At 55.4% G+C, this 23,733-nt stretch carries 24 protein-coding genes and 1 tRNA gene; 13 read left to right on the top strand and 12 right to left on the bottom strand.

Annotation, left to right across the window (positions count from 1 at the left end; translation table 11 throughout):
• Positions 1 to 106 precede the first annotated feature (106 nt).
• On the top strand, positions 107 to 4,174 hold the full coding sequence (locus tag ACOSDM_RS13620) for a PAS-domain containing protein (RefSeq protein ID WP_420725087.1): 4,068 nt from the start codon (positions 107 to 109) through the stop codon (positions 4,172 to 4,174).
• A 6-nt stretch (positions 4,175 to 4,180) separates the two neighbouring features.
• Here ACOSDM_RS13620 and ACOSDM_RS13615 read toward each other — a convergent pair whose 3' ends face one another.
• Positions 4,181 to 4,570 carry a DUF427 domain-containing protein gene (locus ACOSDM_RS13615; RefSeq protein ID WP_420725086.1) on the bottom strand — a complete coding sequence of 130 codons (390 nt, stop codon included), beginning with the start codon at positions 4,568 to 4,570 and terminating at the stop codon, positions 4,181 to 4,183.
• Between the two features lie 12 nt (positions 4,571 to 4,582).
• Positions 4,583 to 5,425, bottom strand: coding sequence for an S-formylglutathione hydrolase (gene fghA / locus ACOSDM_RS13610; RefSeq protein WP_420725085.1), 843 nt, complete (start codon positions 5,423 to 5,425; stop codon positions 4,583 to 4,585).
• 185 nt (positions 5,426 to 5,610) lie between these two features.
• On the opposite strand from fghA, the gene ACOSDM_RS13605 reads away from it, so the two are divergent.
• On the top strand, positions 5,611 to 6,429 hold the full coding sequence (locus tag ACOSDM_RS13605) for a hypothetical protein (protein ID WP_420725084.1): 819 nt from the start codon (positions 5,611 to 5,613) through the stop codon (positions 6,427 to 6,429).
• Positions 6,430 to 6,432: 3 nt separating this feature from the next.
• Here ACOSDM_RS13605 and ACOSDM_RS13600 read toward each other — a convergent pair whose 3' ends face one another.
• From ACOSDM_RS13600 to apbC, 7 genes are all read right to left on the bottom strand, one after another.
• The gene (locus tag ACOSDM_RS13600) at positions 6,433 to 6,837 is read right to left on the bottom strand and encodes a hypothetical protein (protein WP_420725083.1); all 405 of its coding nucleotides are present in this window, start codon (positions 6,835 to 6,837) and stop codon (positions 6,433 to 6,435) included.
• Positions 6,838 to 6,854: 17 nt separating this feature from the next.
• Positions 6,855 to 7,784, bottom strand: coding sequence for a diacylglycerol/lipid kinase family protein (locus tag ACOSDM_RS13595; RefSeq protein WP_420725082.1), 930 nt, complete (start codon positions 7,782 to 7,784; stop codon positions 6,855 to 6,857).
• A gap of 22 nt (positions 7,785 to 7,806) precedes the next feature.
• Entirely contained in the window at positions 7,807 to 8,919 is a 1,113-nt protein-coding gene (locus tag ACOSDM_RS13590; protein WP_420725081.1) for an S-(hydroxymethyl)glutathione dehydrogenase/class III alcohol dehydrogenase, read from the bottom strand.
• An 82-nt stretch (positions 8,920 to 9,001) separates the two neighbouring features.
• Entirely contained in the window at positions 9,002 to 9,757 is a 756-nt protein-coding gene (locus ACOSDM_RS13585) for an HpcH/HpaI aldolase family protein (protein WP_420725080.1), read from the bottom strand.
• A gap of 11 nt (positions 9,758 to 9,768) precedes the next feature.
• Positions 9,769 to 10,191: a DUF4399 domain-containing protein gene (locus tag ACOSDM_RS13580; RefSeq protein ID WP_420725079.1), complete on the bottom strand. Its 423-nt coding sequence runs from the start codon at positions 10,189 to 10,191 to the stop codon at positions 9,769 to 9,771.
• 41 nt (positions 10,192 to 10,232) lie between these two features.
• Positions 10,233 to 11,168: a CAP domain-containing protein gene (locus ACOSDM_RS13575; RefSeq protein ID WP_420725078.1), complete on the bottom strand. Its 936-nt coding sequence runs from the start codon at positions 11,166 to 11,168 to the stop codon at positions 10,233 to 10,235.
• Positions 11,169 to 11,183: 15 nt separating this feature from the next.
• On the bottom strand, positions 11,184 to 12,293 hold the full coding sequence (gene apbC / locus ACOSDM_RS13570) for an iron-sulfur cluster carrier protein ApbC (protein WP_420725077.1): 1,110 nt from the start codon (positions 12,291 to 12,293) through the stop codon (positions 11,184 to 11,186).
• Positions 12,294 to 12,595: 302 nt separating this feature from the next.
• On the opposite strand from apbC, the gene hflK reads away from it, so the two are divergent.
• From hflK to ACOSDM_RS13550, 4 genes are all read left to right on the top strand, one after another.
• A complete protein-coding gene (gene hflK, locus ACOSDM_RS13565) occupies positions 12,596 to 13,747 on the top strand; it encodes an FtsH protease activity modulator HflK (RefSeq protein WP_420725076.1) in 1,152 nt (383 codons plus the stop codon).
• Positions 13,744 to 14,625 (top strand): protease modulator HflC, encoded by an 882-nt coding sequence (gene hflC / locus ACOSDM_RS13560; protein ID WP_420725075.1) that lies wholly within the window; start codon positions 13,744 to 13,746, stop codon positions 14,623 to 14,625. The genes hflK and hflC overlap by 4 nt, the downstream gene beginning before the upstream one ends.
• A gap of 146 nt (positions 14,626 to 14,771) precedes the next feature.
• Complete coding sequence (locus ACOSDM_RS13555) at positions 14,772 to 15,719, top strand: SPFH domain-containing protein (protein ID WP_420725074.1); 948 nt, start codon at positions 14,772 to 14,774, stop codon at positions 15,717 to 15,719.
• Positions 15,720 to 15,722: 3 nt separating this feature from the next.
• On the top strand, positions 15,723 to 16,022 hold the full coding sequence (locus ACOSDM_RS13550; protein ID WP_420725073.1) for an NfeD family protein: 300 nt from the start codon (positions 15,723 to 15,725) through the stop codon (positions 16,020 to 16,022).
• A gap of 43 nt (positions 16,023 to 16,065) precedes the next feature.
• Here ACOSDM_RS13550 and rmuC read toward each other — a convergent pair whose 3' ends face one another.
• Positions 16,066 to 17,520, bottom strand: a complete 1,455-nt coding sequence (rmuC, locus tag ACOSDM_RS13545; RefSeq protein ID WP_420725072.1) for a DNA recombination protein RmuC — start codon at positions 17,518 to 17,520, stop codon at positions 16,066 to 16,068.
• Positions 17,521 to 17,757: 237 nt separating this feature from the next.
• Here rmuC and ACOSDM_RS13540 point away from each other — a divergent pair, with 237 nt between their 5' ends.
• The 3 genes from ACOSDM_RS13540 (at position 17,758) to ACOSDM_RS13530 (ending at position 19,820) form a co-directional block, all read left to right on the top strand.
• Complete coding sequence (locus ACOSDM_RS13540) at positions 17,758 to 18,372, top strand: FMN-dependent NADH-azoreductase (RefSeq protein ID WP_420725071.1); 615 nt, start codon at positions 17,758 to 17,760, stop codon at positions 18,370 to 18,372.
• 184 nt (positions 18,373 to 18,556) lie between these two features.
• A complete protein-coding gene (locus tag ACOSDM_RS13535; protein WP_420725070.1) occupies positions 18,557 to 18,949 on the top strand; it encodes a hypothetical protein in 393 nt (130 codons plus the stop codon).
• A 121-nt stretch (positions 18,950 to 19,070) separates the two neighbouring features.
• Positions 19,071 to 19,820 (top strand): DUF6969 family protein, encoded by a 750-nt coding sequence (locus ACOSDM_RS13530; protein WP_420725069.1) that lies wholly within the window; start codon positions 19,071 to 19,073, stop codon positions 19,818 to 19,820.
• A gap of 54 nt (positions 19,821 to 19,874) precedes the next feature.
• On the opposite strand, the gene ACOSDM_RS13525 is transcribed toward ACOSDM_RS13530, so the two are convergent.
• Positions 19,875 to 19,950 (bottom strand) — tRNA-Ala (locus ACOSDM_RS13525).
• A 228-nt stretch (positions 19,951 to 20,178) separates the two neighbouring features.
• Here ACOSDM_RS13525 and ACOSDM_RS13520 point away from each other — a divergent pair.
• From ACOSDM_RS13520 to folD, 3 genes are read left to right on the top strand one after another with little or no spacing between them, the layout of a single operon-like run.
• Positions 20,179 to 20,475 (top strand): YggT family protein, encoded by a 297-nt coding sequence (locus ACOSDM_RS13520; protein ID WP_420725068.1) that lies wholly within the window; start codon positions 20,179 to 20,181, stop codon positions 20,473 to 20,475.
• A complete protein-coding gene (locus ACOSDM_RS13515) occupies positions 20,475 to 20,792 on the top strand; it encodes a DUF167 family protein (RefSeq protein ID WP_420725067.1) in 318 nt (105 codons plus the stop codon). The genes ACOSDM_RS13520 and ACOSDM_RS13515 overlap by 1 nt, the downstream gene beginning before the upstream one ends.
• Positions 20,793 to 20,824: 32 nt before the next feature.
• Positions 20,825 to 21,718 (top strand): bifunctional methylenetetrahydrofolate dehydrogenase/methenyltetrahydrofolate cyclohydrolase FolD, encoded by an 894-nt coding sequence (folD, locus tag ACOSDM_RS13510; RefSeq protein ID WP_420725066.1) that lies wholly within the window; start codon positions 20,825 to 20,827, stop codon positions 21,716 to 21,718.
• Positions 21,719 to 21,750: 32 nt separating this feature from the next.
• Here folD and ACOSDM_RS13505 read toward each other — a convergent pair whose 3' ends face one another.
• A complete protein-coding gene (locus ACOSDM_RS13505) occupies positions 21,751 to 22,611 on the bottom strand; it encodes a LysR family transcriptional regulator (protein ID WP_420725065.1) in 861 nt (286 codons plus the stop codon).
• Positions 22,612 to 22,730: 119 nt separating this feature from the next.
• Here ACOSDM_RS13505 and ACOSDM_RS13500 point away from each other — a divergent pair, with 119 nt between their 5' ends.
• Entirely contained in the window at positions 22,731 to 23,696 is a 966-nt protein-coding gene (locus ACOSDM_RS13500; RefSeq protein WP_420725064.1) for a quinone oxidoreductase family protein, read from the top strand.
• Positions 23,697 to 23,733: the final 37 nt, after the last annotated feature.

The following is a 23,733-nucleotide window of genomic DNA, read 5'->3' as shown; positions in this document are numbered from 1 at the left end:
GCTATTCTGAGTTCCAGACCGTGTTGGTCACAGATAGAAAGTTGTTTTGTTGAAGCCGGTTTTAAAATCTAGTTCTATCGGGTCGAATGCAAGCTGGTGGAGCGCAATGGCGTTGTCCATTGGAACCGCCGGACTTGTTGCCGTCTCAAGTTTAATTTTGTCTGGACTGTGGTTCTTCCGCAACCCGGAAGCATATTTCAGTGCAATTGATAGCGCGCCAACATATCCAGGTACAGCGGTCAGTCTGTTCGGCTTGTCGCTGGCTTTGCTTTTGCAGAATTTCCCCTTCAATCCGGGCTGGTATCGCGGTGGGGCGGTCTCTGCGTATCTGGGGCGGTGGCTTGCCGCGGGCCTGACAGTTCTTGCTCTGATCATATGTGTCTTGGCGCTGGGGCAGGACGTTTTCCGGCAGAATATTGGAAATGATCGCTTTTTTGTGTCTTCAATGACCACTGAAAATGTCCCCGTGATACAGCGCATGTCGCTGATCACGACGGCGTGCATCATTCTTCTGTGCGTCGCAGTGATTGCCACGTTTTTTGCGGGTCGCCTGTCTCTTATTATTCGTGGTGCGGTTAGTGTCTTTCTGGTTCCTGCGGGATTCAGTGGTGTCGCCGCCTGGATTTTCAGCACTAATTCTGGGACGCGGCTGGATCAACATTCGGATGTTGGCGTTTTCACATCCGCTAGCCTGATCTTCCTTGGAATAGCGGTTCTGGGTAATGTTTACCTGGCATTGCGTGTCTCAGGCATGCAAAGCCGCATAATAGGCAATGCCGCCAGCGTTGTGATTGGCCTGATTTTGAGCCTGATCGCCTGGCAGTTGGCCACGGAAAATCAGAAAGACGCTGAATCGCGAGAGTTACAGCTTGAAGCGAAAGCCGTTGCGGATGCGGTGTCCGGAATCGTGATTCGCCGCGCCAATGGGATTGAGCGTATGGCGGGTCGCTGGAACGCAAGCACCCCCCAGTTCGAAACCTTCTGGCGACGCGATGCTAGTGAATTGGTGCGGGATTTCCCAGGGATCCTGTCGATTGAACACACGGATCAGAATGGCATCATCAAGTGGATTGAACCCATTCGGGGAAATGCGGCGGCGATTGGTATGTCGGTATTTGAGTCACCCAGGGTTGGGGAGAGTTTCCGACACGCCATGCGCACTGGCAAGATGGCTTATTCAGGGTTCTTCAAACTGTTAACCGGAAATTTGGGATTTGTGGTTGTTGCTCCGCCCAATCGAAGCGTTCTTTTTTTCGGCCAGACTTTTGGCGTGTTTGACCTGCCGACATTGTTGACCGATGACCAGGAACTCCCATTTTCGGATGATCTGTCGATATTGCTGCAGGACAATACCGGAAAGGCATTTCATTTCGGCGCAGATCTAGAAGAAAGTGCGCCGCTGACAATTTCCATGCCGCTGGATCGGATTAATCGGGATTGGCGTATCACGGTCGGTCATGCCGCCCGCAGTGGGTTGATGAGCTGGTTTCCGGAATTGATCCTATTGATCGGGCTGACCGCGACGGTGTTGGTGTATCGGATGAGTGTTCTTTCGGGCATCGCGGCACAACGACAGCAGGATGCAGAGGCCGCATTGGCAACCTCACAATCCTCTCTGCGTGCTCAAAAGCGAGCAGAGCAGCAAATGAGTATCGCCCTGGAATCCTTAAGCGAGGGTTTCATGCTGTATGACACGGATGATCGCCTGCAAGTGTTCAATTCTCGATACGCGGATTTTTATGCCCTGACCAAGCCCGCGTTAAAAATTGGCAATACATTTGAGGAAATCATTCGGTATGGCGCGCAACACGGCCAATATTCGAATATTGCCACAGATCCCGCCTCTGTAGAGGCTTTTGTTCAGGAACGACTGGCGATGCACCAGAATCCCGGTGAGCCTGTTTTGCAGAATCTGGACGATGGTCGGTGGTTGCGTATTGAGGAGCGCCGCACACCCGATGGCGGAATTGTCGGTTTCCGTGTCGATGTCACTGAACTGGTGCAGCGGGAAAAAGAGCTGGAAAATGCGCTTGTGGCTCAGGCGCGCGCGGAAATGGTCCTGAAAACAGCTGTGGAATCGATTTCTGCAGGGTTTGTGATTTTCGACTCTGAAGATCGATTGGTGATGTGCAATACGCAATATCGAACCATGCATCCACTGGTTTCCGATAAATTTGTCCCTGGCGCCCGTTATGAAGATTTGTTGTGGGATGGTCTGGAAGCAGGCGTGTTCCAGATCGAACGAGAAGAGTGGGAAGATTTTATAAGAATGCGATTGGAAGCGCATAAATCTTCTCAAAGCTCCTTTATTCAGAAGAATGCAGACGGCACCTACACGCGTGTTGAGGAGCGCGCGTTGGATGATGGGGGGGTGGTAGGCCTGCGTATTGATGTCACTGAGGTTGTTGAGCGCGAGACCCGAATGGCCCAGGCTTCCGCCCGCGTCGAAGAGGCCCAGACCTTGGCACGGCTGGGTGATTTCTCCTATTCCCTGGAACAGGGACGCTTCACCCATCTGTCCGACCAGGCCTGCGCCTTGTTTGGCCTTCAGTCGCTGGGTGAAAATGTCGTTGATTATGACACTCTGGCTAACTTGGTGAGTGAAAGGGATGCCCAGCGAATTCGCAATCGGGCGGCTTCCGCAACGGCGACGCTGGAAGATTATGCAGACGAATACAAGATCACATTGCCCAGCGGGGAATGGCGCCATGTTCAGGAACGTGGTCGCCTCGCATTTGACGAGGCGGGAACCTGTATCGGTTTTGATGGCACTTTTCAGGACATTACGGATCGGAAACAGGCTGAATTAGAGCTGCAGCGCATTGTTGCAGAACAAAAGCTCGCCCAGCAGCGCCTTGAACGGCAAAGTGCGGAACTGGTGTCGATGACGGAAGACATCGCAGTCGCCCGTGATCAGGCAGAGGCGGCAACCCGGGCCAAGTCCGAGTTCCTGGCGGCGATGAGCCATGAAATCCGCACGCCGATGAATGGCATTCTGGGCATGACGGGCCTGTTGCTGGATACCGAAATGACGGAAGAACAGCGCCGGTTTACCGAGATTGCCCGTCAATCCGCATCCGACTTGTTGATCATCCTGAACGACATTCTGGATTTCTCCAAGTTGGAGGCGAAGAAAATTGAGATCGAACAGGAAGCCTTCCGCTTAGGCGATGTCTTGCAAAGCGTCGTGCAATTGCTGCGCCCCCAGGCAGAGCAGAAATCAGTATCGCTGGTAACGCAGGGGGATTCTGATGCAATTCAGAACCTGTTAGGGGATGCCACCAGAATACGGCAGATATTGTTCAATCTGGTGGGTAATGCGATCAAATTCACAAAGGAAGGTGAGGTGATTTTGCGTGTCGCGACCCAATCAGAAGGGACCGGAGACGCAGAAAGCATTCATATTCGATTTGAAGTCCAGGACAGCGGTGTGGGCATCAAGGAAGAAGCGCAAGGGCGCCTGTTTAACAGCTTTACCCAGGCGGACAGTTCCACGTCCCGGCAATATGGTGGCACCGGGCTTGGATTGGCGATCTGTAAGCAATTGGTTGAATTGATGGGCGGGCGGATTGGTTTTGACAGCCAGGAAGGCGTCGGTTCGACATTCTGGTTCGAATTGGAATGCAAGCCAGGCCCGGCATCTGTTCCGTTGGAGTCGGATTCCGTTCAGGTCGTATCGGATGAAACCCGTCGCCTGCGTCTGTTGCTGGTGGAAGACAACCATGTCAACCAGATCGTTATCGGCACCATGTTACAGAAGCTGGGTCATCATGTAGATACCGTATCCAATGGAGCCGAAGCGCTGCATACCTTACGGCTGGTTCCCTATGACCTGGTCTTCATGGATGTGCAAATGCCTGTTATGGATGGACCGACCGCAACACAATGGATTCGGGCCAGCGATGAACGATGGGCCGATATCCCAATCGTGGCCTTGACGGCGAATGCGCTGGAAGGCCAACGGGAACATTATATTGATAGCGGTATGTCCGATTACGTATCCAAACCGGTCCAGATGGAGGAATTGGCGGCGGCAATCCAGCGCCAGACAGGGGCGTCAGCGGCTATTGTCGCACAGGACACGGATAGTCAGGACACACAAGAGACACTTAGCGCCGATGCTCAGGCGGCTCTGTCCGATCTACTTTCCTCAATCAAAGGGCTGGGCGATTAGGCTTCTTTACTGTGGGGGCGGGTCAAAGACTCCGTCAAAAGCACTGATGTAGAAGCCCAGATATCCCTGGATGGATGTCATACCCTGGATTGGATTTTCATAACTCCAGGCGATGGGATCAATACCCTGACCATCGGCCAACGTTGCCTTCCAATGGGTCGCATCCCCTTTATAGGGACAATGCGTCACCTTTGATGCTTGTTCCAGCAGGTCCTTTGGAAGGGCTGATTTCGGGATGTAATAGGTGGGTGGATACCGCCCCTCCCGCAGGATCAGGGCATCGGCGGTTTCAGCCAGTTTCGTTCCTTTGGCGGAAAGCGTCACGCGACCGGGCGCGCGCTCCACCGTGATGGGATGGTCCGGCGTTCCGGCCTGTTCCAGGATGTCTTGGGGCATTCCGCATTCTCCTCAGGCCGAAAGGCGTTTCGCGTGCCAGGCGATGTGGTCGCCGATGAAGCTGGCAACGAAGTAATAGCTGTGATCGTAACCTGGCTGCAGGCGAAGCTCCAAGGGTACATTCGCATCCCGGCAGGCCTCTATCAGAAGCTGGGGCCGCAGCTGGTTTTCCAGGAAATTATCAGCATCCCCCTGATCTACCAATATGTCACCGGACCAGCCCTGTTGGGCGATCAACGCACAGGCGTCATGGGCCGCCCAGGTGGCGCGATCATCCCCCAGATATCGCCCAAGTGCCTTCTCGCCCCAGGGAACCTGGCTGGGGGCGACAATGGGGGAAAAGGCGGAAACACTGCTGTACTGATCCGGATTTCTCAGGGCCAGGGTCAATGCCCCATGGCCCCCCATGGAATGACCGGAAATGCCGCGCGCCGAAACCGGATTGCTGAGATGTGGCTCAATCACTGTGGGAAGCTCGCCGACCACATAGTCATACATATGATAGTTTTTCGACCAGGGTTGCTGGGTCGCATTGACGTAAAATCCGGCACCCTTGCCGAAATCATACTCGTCCGCGGCATCCGGTACGGTATCTCCGCGCGGACTGGTATCAGGACAGACGATGACGATGTTATGGGCGGCGGCATAGCGCTGCGCGCCCGCCTTGGTCACAAAATTCTCCCAATTGCAGGTCAGACCTGACAACCAGTACAGAACAGGGCTCGGGGCATCGCTGCTTTTTGCCGGTTCAAATACGGCAAATTCCATCCGCGTCCCGGTCGCCTTACTGTCATGCGCGTAAACAGATTGAGTTCCACCAAAGCATTTCCATTGATTAAGCGTCTCTAAGGGCATCGTTTTCCTGACTGGCTGAGATTGTTTGTATCGCTGTCTAGAATGTGGCCGGGCCGAACCAAATCTGCAAGGCCAAGCCGGTTTTCTGTTCCCATATTCGTTTTTTTAGCGCGAATTACTTAACCAATGTATTTTGGCACAAACTTTGCTGATCCATTGCGGGTTATCATGAGGGAGTAAAGTCAATGGATATAGATTTCAGTGCCAAGATGTATTCTGATCCGACAATGCGGCCGCATTTAAAAAAGCTGTATGACTCGCAATATGCAGCATTCTATGAACGTATTGATGCAATGCCTGAGACACCAACGACGGTGTCAATGACAATGCCCGATGGGCAGTCGGTCGAGTTACATGAGTTAAGTGCCGAACAATACCGTGCCGCCGTCCCCAGTTTTGACAAATGGCTGGAACTGCAAAGCAGGATAATGTCAGACACAGGTGACATCCCAGGCAGTCTGCAAAGTGTCGAACGGGCGCGACAGCATGTGCAAAATCTGGAGCAGAATGATCCTGGCTCGCCTTCCGGCGTTCGGACGGTATTCGCAACAGGATCTGAAATTCTGGGTTACATCAATATGGATGGCAGTGTGGCGACTCATGCCGGCGGCAGTGTCCTGCAAGATATTGCGAAAAAAGCCGATGCGATGGGCCTGAGCGGAGAGGCGAAAATTGCCTACCTTCAGGATGAAGGGAAAAAAGCTCTGTCGGCGCGATATGGAAACCTGCAGGTTTCCAATTACAACACGTCAAATATGCTAAATAAAACCGAATTCGCGAATAGATGGTATCCGCATCATGATACTTATGAGAGTTATCAAAGCGCGTTGGCGAGTGCGAGAGCGCATCTGGAAGAAACGGAGCAGCTGTATCAGCAACAAATGGAGCGTCGAAATGCGATGCAGGCTTTCCTGCTGCAAAGCATAGAGGACTCGCAATCCAGCCCGACGATTGAGGCGGAGGACGAAAACCCCCTGATGGCCCTATCTCAATCGACCACTTAGGGGTTAACGTGTGAATTGATTGATAGTGCTGGCGGCGGCGGGAGGCAGTGCTTCTTCCGCCAAAGCCGCATCGATCGCCGCCGACAATCGGTCTTCTGCAGATTTGCAAAGTTCTTGAGCAGCAGAATCAGGATCGCCCGATAGACTGGCGCGCAGGTTCGACCAGAGGGTCTCAATCACCTCTATTTCCCCCTGCGTATTTTCCGCAGGGGGCTGCGCATCAAGATCACGCACCTGATCGCATAATTGCTCTGCAAGTGTCGTTCTGGCCTTTGACTTGGCGCGCATATCAGCTGCGTCGCTGACCCCCTCCATGTCAGCGGCCCACGACCAGGCTCTAGCACTATCTCTGGCCGCTTTTATCACATCATTGATCGCAGCAATTTCCGGCGGGATTAGTAGAGACATTTGAGTTCCTCGCGGTATCAATTGGACCGTTCGGCAGGGGCAAAGATTGTCAGACTTTGAGGGCGAATTGTAATGTTAATCGGCGTACGCGCCACGATCTCTCCATCAACGTTTACTTTTTTGGCGCGCCCGGATGCGGTTTCAATCGTAACTTTCCGGGCGGTACCAGTATGGGCACCGTCCCCGTCTTTCAAGGTGCCACGCCACAGGCCAGGCAGAAACCACAGCCAATGTAGGGCATTGCGCGGTGCTACATAATATAGGTGCAGCATGCCATCGTTCAATTGCGCCTGTTCGTCCAGGGTCAGCCCGCCGCCATAGTGACGCCCGCATCCGACAGCCAATAAAGAGCATCGCGCGCGTCGGCTCTTGCCATCCGTTGTGATCTTCAGTTTCAGGGGGCGATGCTTGTGCCATGCTTCGGCCCAGCGAATGGGGTAGGCGAACCGGCCCAGCAGTTTCTTGGCACGATCTTCGTGCAGGCTGGCGATTTCAACACTGATCCCAAGGCTTGCGACATTCAGGAAGGGGCGGTCCGCAACCAGTCCGGTATCAACAGACAGGCGGTGCCCTTCGGATATGACCTTCGCGGCAGCTTGCGGCGTGGTTGGAATGCCGGCCCCACGGGCAAAGTCATTCGCGGTGCCCAGCGGCAGGATACCAATCGTTTCGCGCCGTTCCAGCAAGGCGGGCAGCAGCCCGCTGACCGTCCCATCGCCTCCACCGACCAGGATGGCGTCGGTTTCGGGCAGGTTGGCAATATCGTCCAGGGCCTGTTCACAGGACGACATCCAATGAACGGTGACGTCAATTCCAGCCTGTTCCAAAGCCTCAATGAACGTTTCGGCCATTTCCTGAGCGGCGCGCGCATTCGGATTGATGAAACAATCCACCTTGGTCGGGGGATGACCTCCGGATGTGGATTCAGGGGGGGCGGATTGAGACACCTAGTGAATCCGCCCCTGCCTATCAGTCAAAGACAACAACAGAGCGGATGCTGTCACCACTGTGCATCAGGTCAAAAGCCTTGTTGATATCGTTTAAGGGCATGGTGTGGGTGATCATCGGGTCGATGTCGATTTTGCCATCCATGTACCAGTCGACGATTTTGGGCACATCTGTGCGACCCCTGGCGCCGCCAAAGGCCGTGCCGCGCCAGGATCTGCCCGTCACCAGTTGGAAGGGACGGGTGGAGATTTCCTGACCCGCACCGGCAACGCCAATGATGATGCTTTCGCCCCAGCCTTTGTGACAGCATTCCAGGGCCTGGCGCATTGTGTCGGTGCGCCCGATGCATTCGAAACTGTAATCCGCGCCGCCCTTGGTCAGATCCACCAGATAGGGGACCAGATCGCCTTCGACCTCTTTCGGATTGACGAAATGGGTCATGCCAAACCGTTCTGCCATTTCCTTTTTCGCAGGGTTCAAATCAACCCCGACAATCATATTTGCGCCCGCCAGCCGGGCACCCTGAATGACATTCAGGCCGATCCCGCCCAGTCCAAAGACCACGACATTTGAGCCGATCTCAACCTTTGCCGTGTTGATAACCGCACCAATCCCAGTCGTCACGCCACAGCCGATGTAGCAAATCTTATCAAACGGGGCGTCTTCCCGCACTTTTGCCAGGGCGATTTCCGGCACAACCGTGTGATTGGCGAAGGTCGAAGTGCCCATATAATGCAGGATCGGCTCGCCATTCAGAGAGAAGCGAGAAGAGCCATCAGGCATCAGGCCCTGACCCTGGGTGGTGCGGATCGCCTGACACAGATTTGTCTTTGGGTTCAGGCAGTATTCGCAGACACGGCATTCCGGCGTGTACAGGGGGATAACATGATCGCCCTTCTTCAGGGTGGTCACACCCGGTCCGACATCGACCACGATACCAGCCCCTTCATGGCCCAGAATCGCTGGAAATGCGCCTTCAGGGTCGTCCCCGCTGCGGGTGAATTCGTCCGTGTGGCAAACGCCGGTCGCCTTGATTTCCACCAATACCTCGCCTGCACGCGGTCCTTCCAGTTCGACCTCTTCAATGCTCAGTGGTTTTCCAGCCTGAAAGGCAACAGCGGCACGGGTTTTCATTGGTGGTTTCTCCCTAAACTTGGAACAATTTTTCGGGCCAGAGACTGCCAGCCCTCTTCCGGTGGTGCAAGTATCTATGTCCTTACTTTTCCTGAGCAGCCTGGACACAGGCGGCGGCGGCCTGACCCAGAAAGGCGATGTCGGCGGCAATGGTGACAAAGCGGAAGCCCCAGGCGCGGCAGGCCCGCGCCATGGCGGCGTCGGAACAATGAATGCCCGCCAGCTTGCCATTGGCCTTGGCAATGTCGGCAATGCGGGTCAGGGCGGCGATAAAGTCCTTATCGGTCGGCATCGCCGGTTGCCAATTGCCCATGGCCAGGCTCAGGTCATTGGGTCCCACAAACAACGCATCCAGACCCGGCGTGGCGGCGATCTCTTCCAGATTCTCATAGCCGTCTTTGGTTTCAATCATGGCGGCCACGAACAGGGTGTCATTGGCCGCCTTGGTATAGCCAACCCCATCATCCATGCCTGCGCGGACAGGGCCCCAACTGCGTTCTCCCATCGGGGGATAGCGGCAGGCCCGAACCAGGGCCTCAGCCTCTTGGCGATTGCCGACCATGGGCGCGATGATGCCAGCCGCGCCACCATCCAGCGCCCGCATTGCGTCCGCCATCGTGTTCCAGGGCACCCGAACCCAGGGGCAGGCCTTGCCAATGCGCCCGATGGCGGCCATCTGCTGCCACAGGGTCGCGTCGTCAATCAGGCCGTGCTGACGATCCAGACATAAAAAATCGAAGCCTGATCGCGCCGCCACTTCTGCAGTCAGCATGCTGTCGGTCATGATCATGGTGCCGATGGCAAAATCCCCATCGCGCAAGCGGTCAAATGCGGTCATCTGAAAATTTCCTATTCAACAGTTATGGTGATTTTGTCAGAGGTGATCATCGGCTCAAACGGTACATGGTCGCCATCGCCCAGGACCATCATCAGCGTGTAGGTGCCGGGATCCAGGTTCAGTTCCACCTCTGTCTGACCGCCACCGAAATGCAGGTGGCGCGCATCCTGGGGAATGGAATATCCCTTATCTTCGGCGGTCAGTTCCGTATTGATCAGCAGATGGTGATGACCGGTGCCGGGGATGTTGATTCCTGCACGGGTGATTTTTACCCCTTCTGCGCCGAACTTAACCAGAAACGGGCTTTTGACGACCGCGCCATCCTGAAGATTGGCAAAGAAAACCTGTGCGCCTGGCGGCGGTGGGCTTTGTGCCCATACGCTGGGCGCCAACAGCACAATTGCCCCGACAAGCACGCTGCACAAAAGTCTCATCTTCAAGCCTTTCAAATCGTTTCTATGCGCATTGAACGTTATCATGGGTCCCTAGGCTTACCCAGGGTCATTGCCCAGTAATGCAGTGATTTTATGCGCCCTGGATCAAATGGGGCAAAGACATATCCTATACCAAGTTCGGTGACATCAGGGTTAAGCATGGCTTCCCGGTGGCCTTCTTTTGAGGCGATCCAGGCATTAACGACATCACGGGGGGTGGATTGGCCCGCTGCGATGTTTTCCAGCACCAGGGACCATTTGTACCCGGCCTTGGTTGCGCGTTCACCCGGCCCGACATTATCCGGGTTCGTATGGCTGAAAAAATCCCGCGCCAGCATATCCCGCGCCTGGGCCATACCGGCCCGGTTCAGAAAAGCGTTAGGCTGCAACGGTGGCAATTGATAAGTGGCGCGAAACTGGTTGACCAGTTGCAAGATCTGCTGTGCCCAATCTGAATCGGCGGGCCTGGCTGGGGCGGCAATTACAACAGTCCAGATGCTGGGTTCGATATCCGGCACCAGGGACCCTTCGCTGCTTAGATAGGCCACACCGATTTCTGTCGCAGTCTTGTTGGTCAGAATGCTCTGTTGACCGCCATCCTCCAGCCATTCAGTGACCATTTTCTCGACGGAATCCGAATTGATGGCATAGCGCCCCCCATACAATGTGTATGGGTACCCTTTTGATTTTAACAGGGTCTCCAACCCATCGGTCAGGGCGTCCAGTTTCTGACCTTGATAGATTGCCTGGGCCATCTGGCGGGCGATTTGCGTCAGACGGGGTTCATAACGCAGGGGGGCACGATTGCGCTCCGCCCGGGCCCGATTGATCACTTCAATCAGGCGGGGTTCCTTTTCATCCGCCTGCGCGCCTGCCGGACCTGTGGTCGAAATCTGCAAGGGCGCGATCAGAAGGGTCATCAGGATGACGGCGCAAGTGCCGCGTGCAATTCCCCTGATGATCCGTTGACCCGTCATGATCGCGCCCGGGGCTTATTCTGTTGTGAACAGGGGGGCCGCGCGCCCCGCACCTGGCCCATCCAATGCGGTTTGGATTTTCTCAGCAATCGCCAGATAGGCCTTGGCATGGGGGCTTTCAGGATCGGATACGACGATGGGATTGCCGCCATCGGCGGTCAGGCGGATTTCAATCTCCAGCGGGATTTCTCCCAGGAACGGCGTGCCCAGCTTCTCCGCCTCTTTCTTTGCGCCGCCATGGCCAAAGATATGGGCTTCGTGGCCGCAATTGGGGCAGATATACATCGACATGTTTTCAATAATCCCCAATACGGGCACATCGACCTTGCGGAACATGTTCAGCCCCTTGCGGGCATCCAGCAGGGCGATGTCCTGAGGGGTGGAAACAATCACGGCACCTGCCAACGGTACTTTTTGCGACATCGTCAATTGGGCATCCCCAGTACCGGGCGGCATATCGACGATCAGGATATCCAATTCACCCCAGATGACATCGTCCAGCATTTGTTGCAGCGCGCCCATAACCATCGGGCCGCGCCAGACAACGGGCTGATCTTCGGGGACCAGAAAGCCGATCGACATGACTTTGATGCCATAGCTTTCCAAGGGTTCCAGCGTCTTCCCATCGGGTGAATTGGGGCGGCTGCCGGAAATGCCCAGCATGCGCGGCTGCGACGGGCCAAAGATGTCGGCGTCCAGCATGCCCACCCGCAGGCCCAGTTGCTTTAAGGCCAGTGCGATATTGACCGCCGTGGTGGATTTCCCAACGCCGCCCTTGCCGCTGGCGACGGCGACGATATGGCGGATCTTGCCAGCGCCTTTCTCTATGGCCCCTTGATCTGATGCCGGTTTTGGCGATGTGGTGCTGCCGGAACCCTTTTCGGCAGTCAGCACAGCGGTTGCCGACAAGACATCGGGCATTGCGCCAACGACCTTTTCAACATCGCGCCGGGTTGGCTCATAACTTTCAGCCTTGGACGGGTCGCCGATTTCCAGGGAAATCTGGACCATGCGATCCCGGATGGCGATGCCTGATACCAGACCGGAACTGACGATATCGCCGCCGCCTGGCGCACGAATGCCCGCCAAAGCTTTTCGGACTGCGTCCTCAGTAATATCGGCCATAATTCAGAAACTCCTGTCATGAACGGGTGTGTGGTGAAAATTTGTTCAGAAATCTCGAAAAATCAACGCCACATGGTTGGGAACTTGTCTTGTCGTACATATATGAACAGGAAGCATGGCGCAAAGACCGCATATGATAAAACATGCGTGCAGGGTTGTTTGACCCGCAAAAATCAAGTGTTATGCGCCCGTCGCAGTCTGGATGGGCGTGCGAGGCTGAATTTGACGCGACCTGCAGCCGATAAGGGTAACAGGATCGATCGTGACAATTAGTGTATTAACGGCGGACGGATCGGAACAGGATGCCTTGGGAAAATAATGGTGGCGGCCCTTGGGGCGGCCAGGGCGGCGGCGGAAATCGCGGCGGTGGAAATCGTGGTGGCGGCAATGGCGGCGGCCCGAACAGCCCTTGGGGACGCCCGGGTGGCGGCGGCGGCGGGCGTGGTCCCGGCGGCCAGCCCCCTGATGTTGAGGAAATGGTGCGCAAGGGGCAGGAGAAGCTCCGCTCCATGATCCCCGGTGGCTTTGGTGTTAAGGGCGGGATCGCAGTGGGTCTTTTGCTGATCCTGATCTGGCTGGGAACCGGCTTTTATCGCGTTGAGGCCGACCAACAGGGCGTTGAACTGGTCTTTGGCAAGCTGACATCTGTTACCGGACCGGGTTTGAATTATAATGTTCCCGCCCCGCTGGGAGAGGTTCTGTTGCCGCGCGTGACGGCGGTCAATACGGTAGAGATCGGGTTTAACGGCAGCGCCGGACGTACCTCGGCCTCTGAATTGCGGGCGGAAAGTCTGATGCTGACGGGCGATGAAAATATCATCGACATTCAGTTCTCGGTCTTCTGGAAAATTCGCGATGCGGGGGAATTCCTGTTTAATGTACGCAATCCAGAGCAAAGCGTGAAGAACGCTGCTGAGGCGGCAATGCGGGAAATCGTCGGTAAAAGCGCATTTGAATATATCCGGACGCGCGGGCGGAATGCCGTGGCGCAGGATGCTCATCAACGCATTCAGCAAATTCTGGACAGCTATGGCGCGGGAATTGAAATCACTCAGGTGAACCCTCAGAAATTTGATCCGCCCAATCAGGTGATCGATGCCTTCCGCGATGTGCAGGCTGCGCAGGCGGATAAGGAAAAGAAAATCAACGAAGCAACGGGTCAGTTCAACGAAGTCACCCAGCGGGCAGAAGGTGAAGCGCAACAGATCCTGCGGGAGGCGGAAGCCTATCGTCAGGAACGCGTCAACCAGGCACAGGGGGACACTCAGCGGTTCCTGGCGATCCTGACGGAATACAAGCAGGCGCCCGACATCACCAAACGACGCATCTATCTTCAAACCATGGAAGATGTGCTCTCTAAAATGAACAAGGTTCTGATTGAACCAGGGGCAGAAGGCAGTGGGGTTGTTCCTTATCTGCCACTGGATCAACTGAAGACGGGAGCCGCCAAATGAAACGCAGTTCTCTCATAATTCTTGGCCTCCTGGTTGTGATCTTCATCACCGGGATCAGTGCCGCCTTTACCGTGCGGGAAACCGAACAGGTTCTTGTCATGCGCTTCGGGGAACCGCAGCGTGAAATCACGGAACCGGGCCTGCATTTTAAAGTACCCTTTGTCGACACAGCCCGTTTCTTTGACAAGCGCGTGTTGGACTATGACGCAGACCAACAGGAAATCCCGACGGCAGATCAGAAGCAATTGGTTGTGAACGCCTTTGCGCGCTATCGCATCACTGATCCTCTGCGGTTCTTCCAGACGGTTGGTACGGAACGCGGCATAGAGCAGCGGTTTAACTCATTGATCAACGCATCGCTTCGGGAAGTCATCGGGGAGGTAAACCTTTCTGTTGTCTTGACGCCGGAACGCGCCCGCCTGATGGAAGATTTCACCCGCATCGTTGCGCGTGAAGCGGCAACCTTTGGGATTGAAGTGGTTGATGTGCGCATCAAGCGTATTGATTTGCCGGAAGACAACAGCGAGGCAATCTTTCAGCGCATGACCACACAGCGCCAGCAGGAAGCACGTCTGGCGCGGGCCGAAGGGGATAAGGAAGCCCAGCGAATCCGTGCCGAAGGGGACAAGCGCCAGCGCGTGATTGTGTCCGAAGCCAGACGGGAAGCAGAAATCCTGCGTGGTAAGGGCGATGCGGAAGCCCAGGGCCTGTATAACAGTGCCTATGGTCAGAATGTTGCGTTCTTTGACTTCTGGCGGTCTATGCAGGCAATGCAGAAGGGGCTGGGGGGTGACACGACGACCTTTGTCGGTGCGCCCAACAGCGATTTCTTCCGCTATTTCCAGAACGAGACAGGTGCGGCACCAATTTCGCAGTAGCCTGTTGGATAATCAGTGCGGAAAAGCCCCGGTCCGAGACATCCTCTCAGGCCGGGGTTTTTTTTACCGGTGTTTTTCAGTTTCGCGGTGCACAACTTAGCGTTATATGAAATCTGCTGATACGCTACACCAACAAGGACTGTGCCATGGGCCCGGAAATCGCTTACATGATCCAAGAGTCGCTTTCTAGCATCATCGCCTTGATCCTTGTGGTCTTTGCATTGGTTCTGATCTCCAAGGGGGTCAAGGTTGTTTCTCAAAGTGAAGTTTATGTGGTTGAGCGGTTTGGAAAATATACAAAAACCCTGCCGGCGGGCCTGAACTTTATTGTCCCCTTTCTGGATCGTGTCGCGCATCGGGTCTCCATATTGGAACGGCAATTGCCGGAATTTGATATTTCTGTCATCACCCGCGACAATGTTGAGGTGCGGTTGGAAGCAACCGTGTTTTATCGCATCACCGATGCTGCCGCGTCGGTTTATCGTATTCGGGATATCAACCAGGCAATCTATACTGCGGCGACGTCCATTGTGCGCTCGGCAGCGGGTAAGCTGGAACTGGATGATCTGCAATCGTCGCGCGAATCGATGAATGAGGAAATTGCCCGCAATCTGCAACAGGCCGCCGAGGTCTGGGGGATTGAGATCACCCGCACGGAAATCACGGATGTCATTGTCGATGAACAGACCAAGGATGCTCAGCGCCAGCAATTGAACGCAGAACGGCAGCGCCGGGCCGCGATTGCCACGGCAGAAGGGGAGAAGCGCGCCGTCGAACTGGCTGCTGACGCCAGATTATATGAGGCCCAGCGCCATGCAGAGGCCGTGCGGGTTCAGGCGGATGCGGATGCCTATTCTGTAAAGGTCGCCGCAGAAGCAGATGCGGAGCAGACGAAACTGATTTCTCAGGCGATTGCTGCGAATGGTCAGCCTGCGATTGATTTTGAAATCATGAAACGACAGGTGGAAGCCCTGGGGGCGGTGGCGTCTTCGTCCAACACCAAAACCATCATCGTGCCAACGGATATAACCGGAGCCATCGGGTCGCTGCATACATTGGCGGAAAGCCTAGCTGGATCACGCAAGGGGGCGTAAGCGATGTCGATTACCTATTGGCTGTTTCAGGCGGAAGTCTGGTTGATCCTGGCGCTGGTCCTGATCATTGCCGACATCGTTGTTGGACTGGATTTCTTTGTGCTGCCCGTGGGAGTTGCCGCAGCCATCGTATCAGCCCTGCTGTTTGCAGAAAGCCGGTTCTGGTTCAGCGATACGATCCTGCTGGAAAGCTGGCGGGAGGTCCTGATCGCCTTTGCCATCCTCTCAGTCGCTGCCATCTTTCTGATCCGCAAGCTGTTCCAGCGACGCAACATCGATACGCCCGATATCAATCAGTATTGAACGTCATTGCGCGTCCAGACGCGCTTGCAGTTGCGGGCTGGTTCTAATCTTTCGGCCCATCGATCAGCAGATCCCGGTCCTGCAGGGGTTCGCGGACTTCGTGTTCTACGGGTTCCAGCTCCGGGACTTCGCCATAGCTGTCGCCGATGGACAGTTCGGTCATCTTGCGGGCCTGGGGCAGGACGCGGCCTTCCAGGCTGGCGACGAAGGCATTGTGTTTGCCGACATGGGCGTTCAAGGATTTTGTCATGCTGGCAACGTCATTGCCCAGTTTCACCAGCCGTTTATATAGCTCAATGCCCGCCTCATGCACCTTTTGCGCATCTTTAGAGGCCTTCTCCTGACGCCAGCCATAGGCGATGGCCTTTGCCAGGCCCAGCAATGTGGTGGGGGAGCAGATGATGACCTTCTTTTCCCAAGCGGTGTCGAACAGGCCGGGATCGCGGGCCATGGCGGCGCTGTACATCGGTTCGCCGGGCACGAACATGACGACGAAATCCACCGTATCCGACGGCAGGGTCTTCCAGTAATCCTTGCGACCCAATTGTTCCATATGGGTGCGGATCTGGCGGGCATGTTCGACCAGTTTCGCCTCTCGCGCTTCTTCAGTATCGGCCTCCATCGCCTCCAGATAGGCCGACAGGGAGGTCTTTGCATCGATCACCAGCGTGCGCCCGCCAGGCATTTTCAGAACCACATCGGGGCGTCTGGCCCCTTCTTCGGTCTCGAAATGCTTTTCCGTCTCGAAATCCACATATTCGGCCATCCCAGCCATTTCCAACAGGGTGCGCAATTGCTGCTCCCCCCAACGGCCACGGGTTTTGGGGGCGCTGCGCAGGGCATTGACCAGGCTGACAGTGGTGTCGTTCAGCCTGGTATGGCTGTTGGCGATATGCTGAATCTGTTGTGTCAGCGCGCCTTCATCCTGTTTGCGCTTGGTTTCCATCTCGTTGACCTGTTGCTGGAATTTATCCAGCGCCTCCTTCATCGGGCCAACCATGGATTTCATGCCTGTTTCACCCTTTTCCTGCTGCGCCTTCAGAACTTCGTTGGCGCGCTCCAGGAACTTGCTTGAAGACGTGTCCAGCAATCCATTCATCAGGACCTGCAAATCCTTTTCAATCTGGCCCCTGACATTGCTCAATTCCTGCAGCTTTTCGCCATGGGCCTTCTTTTCTGAGGACAGGGTGGTTTGCAGGTTTTCGATTTCCACGCGGCGGTTGGACAGGTCTGACTGCAACGCCTCCACCTTCTGGCGCAATTCATCCCGATCCGTTCGCAATTCACTGCGCGCTTCTTCCAGGGCCTTTTGATTGGCCAGGGCACCGGAAAGTTCAGATCTGATATCTTCAATGGTTTGCGACAGTTCGCGTTCCCGCGTCTGCAGGGCTTGCAGCTGCTCCTCTTTCCCTCGGACCATAAAGACCCAGGCCAGAAACAACCCGACCGACAACCCTCCGCCGGTTAGGGCAGCAATCGTTGCGATATCGATCAGCATGGCGGGTGCTCCTGTCATGATAGTGGGGCGGTCACGGGACCATCCTCAGAAAGCCTGATTCTCTGAGCAAGTGAAAGGAGGAAGCAGTGACTCCAAAGGATGATTAGGCACTTACCAGAAACAATAATATTCCAAATGGGCTGATTATTCTTTTGGTGTGCCGGGCTTACGTTTCGGGTGAAGAACAATCGCCCTTACAGGGGTTGGGCGGCCCGGAACAGTGAAAGGATTTTCAATATGTCTGATGCATCCCAAAAAGGTGACAAGGCGCTAAAGGTTTTACGCGTTGATTCCAGTGCGCGCGCGGAGAATTCGACAACGCGGAAGCTGACAGAGTCGCTTCTGTCGCATCTCTCAGAAAGCCATGACCTGGACATCACCCTGCGGAATGTTGCGGAAGGCCTGCCTTTCGTATCGCCCGATTGGGTCGGTGCGAATTTCACCGATCCCGCAGAGCGGAATGCGGAACAAAAGAAGGCTCTGGCGCAATCTGACGCCCTGATCGCAGAAGTGCGTGCGGCGGATATTCTGGTGATTGGCGTGCCGGTCTATAATTTTGGCGTTCCTGCAGCCTTGAAAGCCTGGATCGATATGATCGCCCGGGCGCGTGAGACTTTCAAATATACCGAAAACGGCCCCGTTGGTCTGTTGAGTGGCAAGAAGGCCTATCTTGTTGTTGCCTCTGGCGTCACCGAAGTGGAGTCGGGGATTGATTATGCGACGCCTTACATGAAGCACGTTCTTGGCTTTATTGGCGTTACCGACGTAACCGTGATTGCTGCTGGTCAACAAATGATGGACGAAAAAGCCTCAGAAAAGGCCGAAAAATCGATTGAGGCTCTGGCCGCCTGACCGTTGCGGTGATCGCGCGCCAGGCCAATTGATCCGGCGCTTTCACACCAAAGTGAGGTGACTTGATTCTTGCGCCGCCGCATTCCGGTGTACCGATACTGACAGATCGGTATTCAGGGATGCGGCGGTTTTTGCTCGTGTCCCAACCGGTTCTGATACCAACAACAATAGGGACAGCGAGATCATGAGCTTCAAGACACATCTTCTTTCAACAACGATTGCCTCCCTGATGGCAGGGGCGGCGTTTGCAGCAGGGGCGCAGGCCTCTTCGGTTGGCGTAGCGGGCGCCGTTTCAGCGACACCTCTGATGGTCGACGCCCAGCCACAGGAAACCCCGCTTCAAGGCGGCGGTTCGTGCAATCCCTGCAACCCTTGTGCGGCCAAGGCTTGTAACCCCTGTAATCCTTGTGCAGCAAAGAATGCCTGTAACCCGTGCAACCCTTGCGCGGCCAAGAATGCCTGTAACCCGTGCAATCCCTGTGCTGCGAAGAAAAACCCATGTGGCAGTGGTGCAGATAACCCCGATGCCAGCCAAGCATCCATGGATCAGGTGAATATGGATGCAATCCCTGCCTGACGCCCCGGCGTCTTGCCCGGATTTGAGGCGTCGCATCCCCTGCGACGCCTCAGTCTTGTGTGAAGCGGCGGGGAATGAAACACTTTGCGGATGGATGGTGGATTTGCCCGAGGGACATAGAGTGACACCCGATATTTCTGACCCGATGGATGCGACACAAAACCTTGATGCGGCCTTGTCAATGTTATCAAAGGCCAGCCTGCGGCGCATGTTGGCGGCGGGGGAAGAGGTGCTGACCTGTCAGCGTGTGCTGCGCAAAACGTCCAGCAATGTCGTAGCGGAACTATTGCGCCACCAGGGCACATTCTATGAATGGAACCATTTCCCCGCGGGCGATGCCATCGATTGGGAAACGCATTCGCAATACTATTATCATGCCCACCCCAAGGGGGAACGTCCGGGAGAGCACGGACATTTTCATACCTTCCTGCGTTATACCGGCATGCCAAAGGGTGTGGCTCCGGCGCCGCTGGTGCATCCTCAGGCTCCTAACGACAATCGGATCGGGGCGCATATCATTGCCGTATCGATGGATAAAAAGGGCTATGGGATCAAGATGTTCACGGTCAATCGCTGGGTTACGGACGAAACCTGGTATGCGGCGCCAGATGTCGCGCGCATGATCGACAAGTTTGAAATCGATCACACCTTTCCGTCCTGGGCCAGCAATCGCTGGCTGTCGCATATGCTGATCCTGTTCAAGCCCCAGATCCTGTCCTTGCTGGAGCAGCGCGATGCCCGCATCACGACCTGGACCGCCCGCAATCCCGGCCTGGATGTGTTTGAGGATCGCGCCCTGGAAGTCACATCGGAATGCAAGATCGATGTGGACAAGCAGATCAAGGCGATCCAGGCGGCGCTGGCATCTTAGGAGCTAAATCAAAAACGCCGACCCGGCCTGTGACCCGATCGGCGCTTTTGAAATTGGTGGAGTCGAGGAGGATCGAACTCCCGACCTTCGCATTGCGAACGCGACGCTCTCCCAGCTGAGCTACGACCCCATAAATCCGGCCCATAAATCCGGCCCATAAATCTGGCCCAGAACGCTGTCTGGACGGGCGGAATATCGGTCTGAGGGGCGTTTGTGTCAAGGTGTGAAATTGGTGGGGTTATACCGCTTTCTGGGATCATGACTTGCGCAGGAAGGTCTTGCGCCTTATCTCTGTTTTTACGGAAATGCAGAGGGGGGTCTCTCCGCACAGTGACAACGGCATGGTGGAAGCGGGTCGATGGATATTTTGCTTAACGCCTTGATACAGGTCGTCTTGGTGGCGCTGTCTCTTTATACATGGCTGATCATCGCATCGGCGATTTTAAGCTGGTTGGTGGCCTTTAATGTGGTCAATACCAGCAACCGTGTCGTCTATATGATCGGCGATTTTCTGTACCGCCTGACCGAACCAGCCTTGCGCCCGATCCGGCGTATTTTGCCGAATATGGGGCCAATTGATATTTCACCCATCGTGCTGCTCCTGATCCTGTTCTTCCTGCAGAAAGTACTGACCGACGTGGCCTATCGCATCTGATGCCGTTCCGATGGGATGCCGGGCGGGATGTGATGCTGTTGGCCGTCCGCCTGACCCCCAAAGCCTCTGCGGATCGCCTGCAAGCCATCGCCCAGGATGCCCAGGGTGCAAGCCACCTGAAAATCCAGGTAACCGCGATCCCTGAAGACGGCAAAGCCAACAAGGCGCTGATAAAGCTGTTGTCGAAGGCGTTGAAATGTCCAAAAACGTCGCTGAGTATCGTATCGGGCACAACGGATCGCACTAAGGTCATTGCGCTGTCAGGGGAAAGAGCGCGGCTGGAAGACAGCCTTCGCGCGGTCCTTGAGCGGCTTTAAGACACAAAGACACAATCGGGGGAGCATAGCGCATGGCGGAAGCACAGATCATCGATGGTAAGGCATTTGCAGCAGGCCTGCGCGAACGGGTTACAGCCGCGGTCGCCGCCTTGAAGGCCGATCATGGCAAAACGCCTGGCCTAGCGGTCGTGCTGGTCGGGGAAGATCCTGCCAGTCAGGTTTATGTCCGCAGCAAGGGCAAACAAACCGTCGAAGCAGGCATGGAAAGCTTCGAGTTCAAGATGGATACCAGCACCGATCAGGAAACCCTGTTGGCAAAAGTTCGGCAATTGAATGAAGACCCAACGGTCAATGGCATTCTGGTGCAACTGCCCCTGCCCAAGCAGATTGATGAACAGGCGGTGCTGACCGAAATTAACCCGGATAAGGATGTCGATGGGTTTCATGTGGTCAATGTCGGGCGGTTGAATACGGGAAATCCCAGCGCCTTGGTCCCCTGTACGCCTTTGGGCTGTGTGCTGCTGCTGCGCGACCATTTCAAGGGCTCTTTAGCGGGCAAGAAAGCCATCGTGCTGGGGCGGTCTAACATCGTTGGAAAGCCGATGACGACCCTGTTGGTGCAGGAAAGCTGTACCGTGACCGTTGCTCATTCCCGCACGGTGGATTTGCCCGCAGAAGTCGCTCAGGCTGATATTGTCATTGCTGCTGTTGGAAAGCCCGAAATGGTGCAGGGGTCCTGGCTAAAGCCCGGTGCTGTGGTGATCGATGTTGGCATTAACCGGATCGACAAGCCCGATGGTGGTACGCGCCTGGTTGGGGATGTGGATTTCGCTTCAGCCAGTCCGGTGGCGTCCGCCATTACGCCGGTACCAGGCGGTGTTGGCCCGATGACCATTGCCTGTCTGTTGCGCAACACGGTCACCGCCTTCTGCCGCCAAAATGGGTATCAAGAGCCTGAAATGTGATATCGCTTTATTGGCAAACGGGTCGTCTCAGCCTAACCCGACTGCTCGCGTTTGCTAAAGGCCGTCTTGAGAGTCTCAATGACGGTACGAATGGGGGCAGAATTTTGCAAATCATCATGGACGACCAACCATATTTCGCGATGAAATGGGGTGTTTTTCAGTGGAATACGTGTCAGGTCAGTTTCACTGTCTGCCAAGAATTCCGGTAGAATCGCAATTCCTGCCCCGGCTTTTGCTGCGGCCAATTGGATTTCAACGGAACTTGCCATCAGTCGAAAGGACCGTCCCTGCGCACGGGCATCCAAATCCAATTGCTGTGGGGCCGTTTTCATCGCGCCACCATAACCAATAAAGCGCCAATTCTTTTCATCGGTTTCGTTCAAATAGGCAGGTGTCGCGTATAGCCGAAACGGCATATCACCCAGTTTCAAGATTTTGAAGGGTCCTGTTTCCGGGCGGCTCAGGCGTATGGCTAGATCAGCTTCGCGCCGTTCCAGCGACGCTGTGCGGCTTTCACCGATAAGGGTGATGATCAAGTTTGGATGACGGCTTTGTAAGGCAACAAGTGGAGTCACAAGGCATAATGCGGTCAAGGCCGGTGGCGCGCTGATTATAACATGCCCTGACACCTCAGATCGCACGCCAGCGGCTATTCTGGTAATTTCTTCTGTATCGCGCGTCATCCGGCGCGCAATCTCTGCAATGCGGATCCCTTCTGCGGTCAAGGTGAGTTTGCGACCCCGCCGGTCTATCAATTTGAGCGCCAGCGTCTCTTCCAGTGACGCGATGCGCCGGGCAATTGTTGCGTGTTCAACGCCAATCTCTCGCGCCGCCGCTGACAAGCTTCCTGTCTCGGCAAAAGCTGCAAAATGCCGGAGATGCTCCCAATCCATTATGTTAAATCTTTCACAGTTATTGGGTAATTTTAGGGAATTTTTTGATGATAGGCCAGATGCAATTATCCGTGAATTGGTTGGCTGATGAGGTCAACGGAACATTGGAGACAAAAATTATGAATACAGTTATGGAAATCCACACAACGGGCGGCATCGAGCAATTCAAGATCGGGCAGCGTGCCGTTGAGGTCCCTGGACCCGGGGAAATTCGACTGCGGCATCAGGCGATTGGGGTCAACTTCATCGATATTTATCACCGGATTGGGGCGCATCCTGTCCCCTTGCCTGGGGTTTTGGGGGTTGAAGGCGCGGGGATCATTGAGGCGGTGGGAGAGGGCGTTACAGATTTGAAGATCGGTGATGCTATCGCCTATGCTGGCGCGCTTGGGGCGTATGCGAAAACACGACTTTTGCCCGCTTGGCGCGCGGTTCGCCTGCCGAACGCGGCGCGGATGGATGTGGTTGGTGGCAACATGTTGCGGGCGCTGACAGCCTATATGCTGTTAACGCTGGTCCATCCTGTATCGGCGAACAGTACCATATTCGTACATGCCGCAGCGGGCGGATTGGGGATAATTCTGACGCGCTGGGCCAAACATTTCGGGGCAACAGTAATCGGGACGGTCAGCACCGAGGGTAAAGCAGACATCGCGACAGCAAACGGCGTCGATGCAGTCATCGTCGGGCGAGAGGCCGATATTGCTGCCCGCGTAAATGAGCTGACACAGGGTCATGGTGTTGACTTGGTTGTTGATGGGATTGGAGGCGATATGGTTCGACAGTCGCTGCGCTGTGTGCGTCGTTTCGGGATGGTTGCCAATATTGGGTGGGTCGCCGGGCCCACACCTGCCCTTCAAATCAGTGAATTGGGGGATGCCTTTTTATCTAAACCTAGTGTCATGTCTTTATTGGCAGATTCGCATTTCTACGCGACGGGCGCGAAGGCGGTTTTTGACATTCTAGGGCCAGATTTGGGCGGCAGTGTCGGCGGCACGTATGCCTTGGAAGAAGTCGCGCGGGCGCAGTTTGATTTGGAAAATGGCCAGACCACAGGTTCCTTGGTTCTAATACCAAGCGCCTAAATTAAACCCCAGGGTACCAACGAAAAGCGCCGCCGCA

It is taken from the genome of Hwanghaeella sp. LZ110 (assembly GCF_048892525.1).
Lineage (GTDB): Bacteria > Pseudomonadota > Alphaproteobacteria > UBA8366 > Aestuariispiraceae > Pacificispira.
Note: the sequence above shows the minus strand (reverse complement) of the source record. Positions and strands in the feature narration are given on the sequence as shown.

Coding starts and splice junctions, on each gene's coding strand:
- ACOSDM_RS13575 (WP_420725078.1), bottom strand. CDS start 11,168: ATGACGGGTCAACGGATCATCAGGGGAATTGCACGCGGCACTTGCGCC.
- ACOSDM_RS13580 (WP_420725079.1), bottom strand. CDS start 10,191: ATGAGACTTTTGTGCAGCGTGCTTGTCGGGGCAATTGTGCTGTTGGCG.
- rmuC (WP_420725072.1), bottom strand. CDS start 17,520: ATGCTGATCGATATCGCAACGATTGCTGCCCTAACCGGCGGAGGGTTG.
- ACOSDM_RS13605 (WP_420725084.1), top strand. CDS start 5,611: ATGGATATAGATTTCAGTGCCAAGATGTATTCTGATCCGACAATGCGG.
- ACOSDM_RS13620 (WP_420725087.1), top strand. CDS start 107: ATGGCGTTGTCCATTGGAACCGCCGGACTTGTTGCCGTCTCAAGTTTA.
- ACOSDM_RS13540 (WP_420725071.1), top strand. CDS start 17,758: ATGTCTGATGCATCCCAAAAAGGTGACAAGGCGCTAAAGGTTTTACGC.
- apbC (WP_420725077.1), bottom strand. CDS start 12,293: ATGGCCGATATTACTGAGGACGCAGTCCGAAAAGCTTTGGCGGGCATT.
- ACOSDM_RS13535 (WP_420725070.1), top strand. CDS start 18,557: ATGAGCTTCAAGACACATCTTCTTTCAACAACGATTGCCTCCCTGATG.
- ACOSDM_RS13615 (WP_420725086.1), bottom strand. CDS start 4,570: ATGCCCCAAGACATCCTGGAACAGGCCGGAACGCCGGACCATCCCATC.
- hflK (WP_420725076.1), top strand. CDS start 12,596: ATGCCTTGGGAAAATAATGGTGGCGGCCCTTGGGGCGGCCAGGGCGGC.
- ACOSDM_RS13600 (WP_420725083.1), bottom strand. CDS start 6,837: ATGTCTCTACTAATCCCGCCGGAAATTGCTGCGATCAATGATGTGATA.
- fghA (WP_420725085.1), bottom strand. CDS start 5,425: ATGCCCTTAGAGACGCTTAATCAATGGAAATGCTTTGGTGGAACTCAA.
- ACOSDM_RS13585 (WP_420725080.1), bottom strand. CDS start 9,757: ATGACCGCATTTGACCGCTTGCGCGATGGGGATTTTGCCATCGGCACC.
- folD (WP_420725066.1), top strand. CDS start 20,825: ATGGCGGAAGCACAGATCATCGATGGTAAGGCATTTGCAGCAGGCCTG.
- ACOSDM_RS13555 (WP_420725074.1), top strand. CDS start 14,772: ATGGGCCCGGAAATCGCTTACATGATCCAAGAGTCGCTTTCTAGCATC.
- ACOSDM_RS13520 (WP_420725068.1), top strand. CDS start 20,179: ATGGATATTTTGCTTAACGCCTTGATACAGGTCGTCTTGGTGGCGCTG.
- ACOSDM_RS13590 (WP_420725081.1), bottom strand. CDS start 8,919: ATGAAAACCCGTGCCGCTGTTGCCTTTCAGGCTGGAAAACCACTGAGC.
- ACOSDM_RS13505 (WP_420725065.1), bottom strand. CDS start 22,611: ATGGATTGGGAGCATCTCCGGCATTTTGCAGCTTTTGCCGAGACAGGA.
- ACOSDM_RS13550 (WP_420725073.1), top strand. CDS start 15,723: ATGTCGATTACCTATTGGCTGTTTCAGGCGGAAGTCTGGTTGATCCTG.
- hflC (WP_420725075.1), top strand. CDS start 13,744: ATGAAACGCAGTTCTCTCATAATTCTTGGCCTCCTGGTTGTGATCTTC.
- ACOSDM_RS13500 (WP_420725064.1), top strand. CDS start 22,731: ATGAATACAGTTATGGAAATCCACACAACGGGCGGCATCGAGCAATTC.
- ACOSDM_RS13515 (WP_420725067.1), top strand. CDS start 20,475: ATGCCGTTCCGATGGGATGCCGGGCGGGATGTGATGCTGTTGGCCGTC.